The 9,011-nt window shown below is 65.1% G+C and carries 10 protein-coding genes; 1 reads left to right on the top strand and 9 read right to left on the bottom strand.

The genetic code is table 11. The annotated features are described in order from the left end of the window. Nucleotides 1–109: 109 nt before the first annotated feature. The 9 genes from ACJOT3_RS28685 to alr all read right to left on the bottom strand — a co-directional run bounded on the left by ACJOT3_RS28685 (nucleotide 110) and on the right by alr (nucleotide 8,497). Complete coding sequence (locus tag ACJOT3_RS28685; RefSeq protein ID WP_406976245.1) at nucleotides 110–268, bottom strand: hypothetical protein; 159 nt, start codon at nucleotides 266–268, stop codon at nucleotides 110–112. 4 nt (nucleotides 269–272) lie between these two features. Then, complete coding sequence (locus tag ACJOT3_RS28680; RefSeq protein ID WP_406976244.1) at nucleotides 273–1,430, bottom strand: YncE family protein; 1,158 nt, start codon at nucleotides 1,428–1,430, stop codon at nucleotides 273–275. Then, nucleotides 1,430–3,832 carry a TPR repeat domain-containing protein gene (locus ACJOT3_RS28675; RefSeq protein WP_406976243.1) on the bottom strand — a complete coding sequence of 801 codons (2,403 nt, stop codon included), beginning with the start codon at nucleotides 3,830–3,832 and terminating at the stop codon, nucleotides 1,430–1,432. Before ACJOT3_RS28675 ends, ACJOT3_RS28680 begins: the two co-directional genes overlap by 1 nt. Before the next feature lie 48 nt (nucleotides 3,833–3,880). Beyond that, nucleotides 3,881–4,207, bottom strand: coding sequence for a hypothetical protein (locus ACJOT3_RS28670; protein ID WP_406976242.1), 327 nt, complete (start codon nucleotides 4,205–4,207; stop codon nucleotides 3,881–3,883). 227 nt (nucleotides 4,208–4,434) lie between these two features. Then, the gene (tsaD, locus tag ACJOT3_RS28665; RefSeq protein ID WP_406976241.1) at nucleotides 4,435–5,475 is read right to left on the bottom strand and encodes a tRNA (adenosine(37)-N6)-threonylcarbamoyltransferase complex transferase subunit TsaD; all 1,041 of its coding nucleotides are present in this window, start codon (nucleotides 5,473–5,475) and stop codon (nucleotides 4,435–4,437) included. Further along, a complete protein-coding gene (gene rimI / locus ACJOT3_RS28660; protein ID WP_406976246.1) occupies nucleotides 5,468–5,905 on the bottom strand; it encodes a ribosomal protein S18-alanine N-acetyltransferase in 438 nt (145 codons plus the stop codon). Before rimI ends, tsaD begins: the two co-directional genes overlap by 8 nt. Before the next feature lie 68 nt (nucleotides 5,906–5,973). After that, nucleotides 5,974–6,651: a tRNA (adenosine(37)-N6)-threonylcarbamoyltransferase complex dimerization subunit type 1 TsaB gene (gene tsaB, locus ACJOT3_RS28655; RefSeq protein ID WP_406976240.1), complete on the bottom strand. Its 678-nt coding sequence runs from the start codon at nucleotides 6,649–6,651 to the stop codon at nucleotides 5,974–5,976. 4 nt (nucleotides 6,652–6,655) lie between these two features. Continuing rightward, nucleotides 6,656–7,168 carry a tRNA (adenosine(37)-N6)-threonylcarbamoyltransferase complex ATPase subunit type 1 TsaE gene (tsaE, locus tag ACJOT3_RS28650; RefSeq protein ID WP_406976239.1) on the bottom strand — a complete coding sequence of 171 codons (513 nt, stop codon included), beginning with the start codon at nucleotides 7,166–7,168 and terminating at the stop codon, nucleotides 6,656–6,658. A gap of 204 nt (nucleotides 7,169–7,372) precedes the next feature. Beyond that, nucleotides 7,373–8,497 carry an alanine racemase gene (gene alr / locus ACJOT3_RS28645; protein ID WP_406976238.1) on the bottom strand — a complete coding sequence of 375 codons (1,125 nt, stop codon included), beginning with the start codon at nucleotides 8,495–8,497 and terminating at the stop codon, nucleotides 7,373–7,375. A 127-nt stretch (nucleotides 8,498–8,624) separates the two neighbouring features. Here alr and ACJOT3_RS28640 point away from each other — a divergent pair. Next, nucleotides 8,625–9,011: DUF6069 family protein (locus ACJOT3_RS28640; protein ID WP_406976237.1), on the top strand; the 387-nt coding region annotated here is incomplete at its 3' end.

The following is a 9,011-nucleotide window of genomic DNA, read 5'->3' as shown; positions in this document are numbered from 1 at the left end:
GGTCTTCACCCGCCGTACGAACGATCCCACGGCTTCCATCCTGGCCTGCCCGCCGCCGGTTAGTAACCACAATCGACCCCTGCGGGCCGGGGAACCACAGGTCAGAGAGCTACGGAATCATCGGTCCCCACGGGGTGATGCAACTCAGGTCCGAGTCGGTTTCCTCCAGGAGGATCTCGTCGGCGAAGATGGCGATCACGATTATGGCAACCGGGATTGCGACCGTCTGCGACCAGGCGGAGAAGCCAGTTCCCTGATCGCCGTTCACCACATCACTCCTCGGAAGGAAAAGCCTCGACCAAGGCGTTGGAGAGCGCAGACATGTACCCGGATCTACCGAGCTGCCATTGATAGGGGCTCTCCACCAGTTCTCCATCGATCAACAAGGAATCATCCAAATCCTCCTGATTGAAGGGGATATCCGGTTCCAAGGCCAGGGCACGCACCGACCGCACGATAAGCAGATCATTCATCTCCGCCACATTTCCCACCACGATGTCAGTCGGGGCATCCGCGAAATCCATGGCCGGAGGATCCAAGTGATCGGTGATCCCGGCATCACGCCACGGCGCCGGCAGCACAGGGGTGAAGTATCGGGTGTCCAGGAAAAGGAATTCCTTGTTGACCTCTTCAGCGAACATGCGAGCCACCGCATCCTCAGGCCCGCCTGTAACCGTATGCGGCAGCACCGTATGGAGTGCCGGAGCGGGCCCGTCCCAGGTCACCTGCTTGATCACACTCCCGCTATCGACCACGAACTCGGCCAAGCGGGCTTCATCATCCTCCGGACAAGCGTGGGAAACGAGAACCGTGAACTTGTCAGCGAGGACCTCGACGTCCGCGGCCGACTCTGCGGAACAGGCCTCGGAAGGGTCGTACTCCCAGCGCTTGTCTCCGGTCGAAACCTGGTGCACGACCACTCTACCGCTCTCAGTGGTCGACACCCAGGTGTCATGAGCAAGTCCCCGGGGCATCCCCTCAGAGGGATGCGAGGCGATCATCTCCCCATTCTCTGCATCCAGGACGATCACACGTTCCTGAGCCCAAGGCCCGATGTCCGCGCGATGGCGGACCAGCAGGCTCTCACCATCCCATCCGACGACCACATCCAGCACAGGTCCTGGGGCCCGATGGCTCCACACGAGCTTCACCGGATCCACCCCGTAGGACACGACCTCATCGCCCAAAATGGCGACCACCCCACGATCACTAACCCAGAGGGTGTCAGCTTCCCCTTGGAGCGTCGCTGCCACGGCTTCTCTTTCGGCCGCGATCACAGGACCGCGTGCAGAGGCATCACCTTCGACCGCCCCCTCCTCGACAACAGTCACCCCTGTTGTCACACAACCTGCACACAGGAAAAGTGATGAAACCACAAAAATATTTCTAATAAATTTCACTCCGAATTCATTATTGCCATAATTGATCATCACTTCAACCTCGTCTCATAAAGATCAGGGTGATAGTTCTCCATGAAATCTCTCACGTAATTATCGGCGCGACCGGGGTAAGGAACGTCGACCGAACCGACCAACTCTTCAACTGCAGAAATATATCCATCGTCACCCTCTCCCCATTCTCCAGGCGACATCGGAAGACGCTCATTTCCGTCAACGTCTTCAACAAGAAGCCCTTCAGCTCGAAGAACTTCTATATCGACCATCCCCAAATCCAGCATCGTACTTAGAATTTGGAGATTCGCATGATCACGGAGCTCAGCATCTGATTCCAGGAATCTCTGCTCCAGATTTTCAATATAAGAGAACTCCTTGTTTTCGTCTATCAGATCACCAACATAGTCCTTCATTGGCTGCTCAAGGAGCTTGATCAGCACCTCAGTACCTATTCCCGCCGGCGTCAAATTATCGCCAGCAACACCTACAGAAATAGCAGTAAAAACGTTGTAACCGGCCTGCCATTGCTGATTTGCCCGCTCCCTGGCCTCATCGTTTTCAAGCTTTCGATCAGAGTACTCCTGAATCAAGGCCGAATCCAGAATGGTTCTCAAGTCAGAAGCCGCCCGACCACCAACGGAATTTCCGATATCAGGGTGGGTCAAAAAAGCCTCGATAATCTTTCTCTCCTGAGCCTCAGTGGAGGCGATCACATTAGGAGCGAGGTCTTCATTGGCCACGAGCAATTGAATGAAGTCCTGCTTCATTTCCGACGAAAGAACAAGAGCGTGATCTCCATTTTCATGGAACAAAAACAGATCATTCCTATTGCCCTCCAGTTCCCTGTATCCAACATTTTCGTCACTAATGGAAAAATCATCCAAGTAGGCAACATAAATGGACGCCAGACTTTCGGCAATCCTAGGGTTTATCTCCGTGACAGCTAGTGAGTAATCTCCCTCTCCAGTGCTCTCCGTATCTCGGAAAGTTTCGTCATCGGTCAGAGTTTTGATGAGTTCATAAGCCGCATTTCCAGCCCTCTCCACCTCTGACCCTTGATTTTGAGACTCCCATATCCAGTCAGTGAGCCCGGAGACAGCCTGACCTCCGTCACCCCAATCGTGAGAGTAGAAAACCTCCAAGAGGTCAGGCGCAATGTTCTCATGGTTGACATGGTGATCATAAGTTTCACCATCAAAATCCTCGCCCGTGATAACAACGTTCCCGGCTTCGGGGTTTCGTGTCGCGACTTCGATGATCCCTTGAAGAGCCTCATCCCTGAAGGGTGCCGGGCTGTACCCACGCTCCACCTCCATGGCGCTCGAAGCCAGGAGGGATACAGAAAACTCAACACCGCCAGAGACCTCGGAACTCGAGTTTTCCAGGAATCCACCAAGCGTTTTGAAGCTTTGGAGCCACAAGACGTCAGGGCTCTGCATCTCATTGGAGTCTGGATCATGTTCATCAACAGGACCCACAGGTTTTACGTTGGACCCATTAGCAACACTTATTACATCACCTGGAAGCAGGTTCATGCCGCCGCCGACTTCCTCACTGGAAAGTACAAGCATCGCATTTGACAAACTTTCACTAATTTCAGCACGCAGAGAATCGTCAATGTTCTCGCTATTTTCAACGGCATCCACAAAACCGAGAAAACCAGGATTATTCGGATCAATTCCTTCGAGCTCACCAAAAAGTGTCTCTAGAAACTCTAGTTCGCCATCGCGAAGCTCGTCACCATTCTGCTGTGCGGTTAGCCCACGGTTAACGATATTGGCGATCAGCGCCAGGTACTCAGGATGGTCTTCCAGGGCCTCGATGCTGCCGTCATAACCGTGCAGCACGGCGTTCTCAAGGTGGATGGCGATCGTCTCGGCGTCGGTCGCGTCGACGAAGAAGTAGTCCAGATCGTCCGTGGTGTAGTAGCCGATCTGGCCGTGCTTCCCGAGGTAACCGCCCTCGGCCAGAGCAAGGATGCTCTCCGGGGTCGGGCCGTCCGAGAGGATCCCCTCGGATTCCGTGCAGTCGGCCTTCAACTTCGCCCAGGCGGCCTCGGCCTCACCGGTGTGCCATTCGATAGCCGCCGTGACAACACCGGCGTCCTCTTTGTCCGGTCCGTTGACGATGGCGTTGAGGTCTGTTTGGAGTTCTTCGATCTTGTCGTCGTAGACCTTGACGTCCGAGTTGATCTTGTCGAGGACACCGAAGGCGTGCGTGCACGCCAACATCGCGCTACTCCACGCCTCCTTATTGCTTCCGACCTCACACCTGATCTCTTCAGCGATCAGTTCGGTGAAGCTGAACCCCACGGGCTCGGTGATCGTGTTGTACTCACCCGAACGACCACTGATCTTCGCGTGCACCTCCGAGAACATGTCCCTGGCCGCGATCACTGCACCCCGGTCGATCTGGCATTTATTTTCGATTGCCGCCAAGACTTACTCCAGCCATAAGAGGACACTAGAATGCGAGGAATTCTGCTTTCACATGAGTTGCAGGTCGTTGATGGGAATGTGGAAACCACAGGCAGATTCCTCGTCAGTACCCGCAGCCGCCGCGCCGCCGTCCTGGGCGTTCTCCGCGATGCTGTGGGCGTGGGTCTGGACGTCGACCATGTGCTGGGTCTGGTCATCGCCGAAAGCGGCCCATCCCGGGACCCCAGGAGCGTTGTTCTCCACCGCGTTCTTCGCAGCGGTGATCGCATCATCGAAGTCGAGGGGAAGGTCTTTGAGACGGGCGGCCGCGTCCGCCGCAGCTTCGCCGCCGGACAGAGCGTCGTTGACGTTGACGCCCACGGGAACGGAAGTCATGGGGGTTCACCTGCTTCTTCGCGGGGGAATGGGGGTGAGTCGGCCATCAGGGTCGTGATCACCTGATTACCGAGAACGACGATAGCGAGTACCACAGTCAGACCCAAGCGGCAGACAGGATTTCCAGGGACGAAGTACCTCACATGGCCGCATGCGGTCAGGCGGGTTACGGCGCGAACGAAAAGGACCCCGGAGCGGGGCTCCGGGGTCCTGTGGGAAAGCGGGTGCTAGCGGGCCAGGGGGGACTCCACCGGGAGGGAGGTGTCCGTGGCCAGGTCCAGCGACGACGGCGGCAGGCCCGCCGCCACGACCTCGGCGCCCAGGGCGGCGATCATCGCGCCGTTGTCGGTGCACAGGCGGGGCCGGGGCACCCGGAGGGTGATGCCGGCCTCGCGGCAGCGCTGCTCGGCGAGGGCGCGCAGGGCGGAGTTGGCGGCGACGCCGCCGCTGATGACCAGGGTGCTCACCCCGTGCTCGACGCAGGCGTCGACGGCCTTGCGGGTGAGCACGTCCACGACCGCGTCCTGGAACGCGGCCGCGATGTCGGCGACCACCAGCGGCTCGCCGCGGCGGTCGGCGTCCTCCACGTGGCGGGCGACGGCGGTCTTGAGCCCCGAGAACGAGAAGTCGTAGGTGCCGTCCCCCCACTTGCCGCGCGGGAAGCGGATCGACTTGGGGTTGCCCTGCCGCGCCGCCCTGTCGATGGGCGGCCCGCCCGGGTAGGGCAGGTCCAGCAGGCGGGCCACCTTGTCGTAGGCCTCGCCGGCGGCGTCGTCCACGGTGTCGCCCAGCGACACCACGTCGGTGGCCAGGTCGTTGACCAGCAGCAGCGAGGTGTGCCCGCCGGATACCAGCAGCGCGATCGCGGGCTTGGGCAGCGGCCCGTGTTCCAGCTGGTCGACGGCGACGTGCCCGACCAGGTGGTTGACCCCGTAGAGGGGCTTGTCCAGGGCCATCGCGTACGCCTTGGCGGCGGACACCCCCACGAGCAGCGCGCCGGCCAGGCCGGGCCCCGCGGTGACGGCGATGGCGTCGACGTCGGTGAGCTTGACCCCGGCGGAGTCCAGCGCCCGCTGGACGGTGGGGGTCATCGCCTCCAGGTGGGCGCGGCTGGCCACCTCGGGCACCACCCCGCCGAAGCGGACGTGCTGCTCCACGCTGGAGGCCACCGACTCGCCGAGCAGCTCGCAGCCGCGGACGAGCCCGACACCGGTCTCGTCGCAGGACGTCTCGATGCCCAGGACGAGCGGGAGGTCGTGGTCACTCATGGGTACCCTCCTCGGCGACGCGCCGCATGACCAGGGCGTCGGCCCCGTTGTAGTAGCCGCGCCGCACACCGATCGACGTGAATCCGAAGCGGCCGTAGAGCTTCTGGGCGCGCGGGTTGTCCGAGCGCACCTCCAGGAACATCTGTGTCACCCCGCGCCGGGCGGCCTGGTCCAGGAGTTCGGTGAGCAGCGCTCCCCCGATCCCGGTCCCCCAGGCGGACTCGGCGACGGCCATGGTCTGCACGTCCCCCTCGGGCGGGACGAACCGCAGTCCGGCGTAGCCGACCAGGGCGTCCCCGGCGGTGGCGATGACGTAGTGGCGGGTGCCGGTCTCGGCGAGCTCGTCGCGGAGCATCCCCTCGCTCCAGGCGTCGGCCGGGAAGAGGGCGCGCTCCAGCGCCATGACCGCGTCGACGTCGCCGCTGGTCATGGGCCGCAGGACCACACCCGCGGGCGGGGCGACGCGCACCGCGTCCAGGGCGGTGTCGCGCACCGGTGTCACTTCACCCACTGGCGGACCTTCTTCGGGGCGCCGGGCACCACCGCGTCGGGGCGGCGCAGGTAGAGGGGCTCGGGGGCGGGCAGGGCCTCCCCGGAGTGCAGCCGGCGCAGGGCGAGCTCGGCCAGGGCGGCGGCGTCGGGGTGCACGGGCTCGGGGGAGGCGGCGGCCTCCCCGAACACCTCGGCGTACATCCGGGCGCCGTCGCCGACCAGCGGCAGCCCGCCGGTGTCGAGGTCGGCCGGGCGGTCCACGGCGATCTCGCCCACCCGGGTGAGGCGGTCGTCGTAGCGGGCCCAGAACACCTCCTTGCGGCGGGCGTCGGTCATGGCGACGAACGGCCCGGTGCGCCCGGTGGCGAAGGCCAGCGCGTCCAGGGTGGCCACCCCGTGGCAGGGGATGCCCAGCGCGTCGGCCAGGGCGTGGGCCGTGGCCAGTCCCACGCGCAGGCCGGTGTAGGGGCCGGGTCCGATGCCGACGGCGACGGCGTCGAGGTCGGCGAGGGCGACCCCGGCCTCCTCGGTGAGCCGCCGGATGGTCGGGGAGAGCAGTTCGCCGTGGCGGCGGGCGTCCACCGAGGACGCGCTCGCGCGCGGGGTGAAGGCGCCGTCCGCGCCGGACTCGCCGATGGCGGCGGTGACGGCGGGGGTGGCGGTGTCGAAGGCCAGGAGCAGCACGGGGCTAGTCTTCCGTGTTCGCGTCGTCGACGGCGGCGGGCAGGGCGACGTCCGCCCAGCGCCGGCCGACCGGGGTGAGGTGGACGGTGCGGGTGTCGTCGGGGTGGCGTTCGATCCGGATCTCCAGCCGGTCGTCGGACAGCCCTTCGGCGACGCCCTCGCCCCATTCGACGACGGTGACGGACTCGGGGAGGGTCATGTCGAGGTCGATGTCGTCGATCTCGTCGGGCCCGCCCAGCCGGTAGGCGTCCACGTGGACCAGGGAGGGGCCGCCCACCAGGGAGGGGTGGATGCGGGAGATGACGAAGGTCGGGGAGGTGACCGAGCCGCGCACGCCCAGCCCCTGCCCCAGGCCCTGGGTGAGGGTGGTCTTGCCCGCGCCGAGCGGGCCGGACAGGATCAGCAGGTCGCCTGGTCGGCTGAGGTCGGCCAGGGCGCGGCCGAGGGCGCGCATGGCGCCGTCGGTGGCGGCGGTGACCGCGGTGGACGCGTTCGCTGTGGTCGTCACGTCTGTCATCGGGCTCGCAAAGACTGTGTGTCGGTACGGTTCGGGCGGTGGCCGACCGGGTCAGGGCACGACCGTCGGGTGGTGTGTCCCCCTCACCCCAGGTTAGGCGGGGCGGCGGGGGCGCGTGACCGGTTGTGGACGATCGGTGGAGGTGGTTCGCCACAGCCCGCCCGCCGTGCCCCGGACCGGCCGGGACACGGCCACCGGCCGTGGTCAGCCGCCGACGTACTCGCGCGGGACGCGGACGCCCACCCGGGTGACGATCTCGTACGGGATGGTGTCCAGGACCCGGGCCCAGTCCTGGGCACCGGGTGCGCCCGGGTGTTCGCCGGGGTCGCCGAACAGCACGGCGTACTCTCCGGCGGCCACCTCGTCGTCGCCCACATCGACAACGAACTGGTCCATGCAGACTGTTCCCGCGATGACGCGTTCGCGTCCGGCCAGCAGTACCGGCCCCTTGTTGGTGGCGGCCCGGGGCACGCCGTCGGCGTAGCCCAGGGGCACCAGGGCCAGGGTGGTCTCGCGGTCGGTGACGTAGCGGTGCCCGTAGGAGACACCGCTGCCGGGCGGCACCCGCTTGGTGAGGGCGACGCGGGCACGCAGGGTCATCGCGGGCCGCAATCCGGGCACGTCGTAATCCGGAATGGGGGAAAGCCCGTAACTCGCGATTCCGCCGCGCACCAGATCGAAGTGCGCCTCGGGCAGCGTGAGCAGCGCCGCCGAGTTGGCGATGTGGCGCACCTCGGGGGCCAGGCCGACCTTGTCGGCGGACTCCAGGGCGTCGTGGAACACCGCGAGCTGCGCGGCGATCGACGGATGGCCGGGCTCGTCGGCGCAGGCGAAGTGCGACCAGATCCCGCTCACCTTGAGGTGGCCGGTCTCCTCGGCGCGCGCCGCGGCCTCCACCAGCGGACCCCACTCGGCGTGGCCGATGCCGCCGCGGTTGAGGCCGGTGTCGATCTTGAGCTGCACCCGCGCGGTGCGGCCCAGGCGGCGGGCCTCCTCCAGCACGGTGCCCAGCACCGCGGGATCGCTGACGCCCAGGTCGATGTCGTTCTCAATGGCCTCGCCCACCGGCTCGCCGGGCGGGATGATCCAGGCCAGGACGGGTGCGGCGATCCCGGCCGCGCGCAGCCCGAGCGCCTCGTGGATGAACGCGGTGCCCAGCCAGGCCGCCCCGCCGGCCAGCAGCGCGCGGGCGGCCGGGAGCATGCCGTGGCCGTAGCCGTCCGCCTTGACCACGCCCATGAGCGCCGCCCCGCCGGCGCGCTCTCGCAGCAGCCGTGCGTTGTGGGCGATCGCGTCCAGGTCGACGCGGGCGTGAGCGAAGTGAGCCATACCCACAGTGTTCCACGTGTGGGTTACCCGCGCGGAGCTTCGGGTATGTGGGCTACGACCGAGTTCGGACGTATCCGGATGTATACGGAGTGCGACGATACTCGACGCCGTATCTGGGGGTATCGGCATGAGCGAGTTCGCAGCTGAACGACCTGTCAACGCGGTCCGCCTGTGGTCGGGCGGTCTGGCGACGGCGGTGGTGGCCGCACTGGTGGTCCTGGTGGGCACCCTGTTCTTCAGGGGTGCGCTGGGGATCCCGGTGCTGGCCCCGGAGGAGGCCGGCTACCTCGGCGACGCCGGCACGGTGGCATACGCCTTCATGGCGGGTGTCGCGGCCCTTGCGGCCACGGCTCTGATGCACCTGCTGCTGGTGGCGGCGCCGCGCGCCCGCGCCTTCTTCGTGTGGATCATCGGGCTGATCACCGCCATAGCGGTGGTCACCCCCTTCACCCAGGGGGTCGAGGGCGCGAGCCCGACGGCGACCGCCCTGATCAACCTCGTCACGGGCGTGGCC

The organism is Nocardiopsis protaetiae, assembly GCF_045446735.1.
In the GTDB taxonomy this organism is placed as follows: domain Bacteria; phylum Actinomycetota; class Actinomycetes; order Streptosporangiales; family Streptosporangiaceae; genus Nocardiopsis; species Nocardiopsis protaetiae.
The sequence above is the reverse complement of the archived record's forward strand: the minus strand, read 5'-3'. Positions and strand labels throughout refer to the sequence as shown.

Bases quoted from the DNA above. Each gene is read 5' to 3' on its own strand.
- ACJOT3_RS28680 (WP_406976244.1), bottom strand. From the start codon at position 1,430: ATGATCAATTATGGCAATAATGAATTCGGAGTGAAATTTATTAGAAAT.
- ACJOT3_RS28670 (WP_406976242.1), bottom strand. From the start codon at position 4,207: ATGACTTCCGTTCCCGTGGGCGTCAACGTCAACGACGCTCTGTCCGGC.
- tsaD (WP_406976241.1), bottom strand. From the start codon at position 5,475: ATGAGTGACCACGACCTCCCGCTCGTCCTGGGCATCGAGACGTCCTGC.
- rimI (WP_406976246.1), bottom strand. From the start codon at position 5,905: ATGACCAGCGGCGACGTCGACGCGGTCATGGCGCTGGAGCGCGCCCTC.
- tsaE (WP_406976239.1), bottom strand. From the start codon at position 7,168: ATGACAGACGTGACGACCACAGCGAACGCGTCCACCGCGGTCACCGCC.
- alr (WP_406976238.1), bottom strand. From the start codon at position 8,497: ATGGCTCACTTCGCTCACGCCCGCGTCGACCTGGACGCGATCGCCCAC.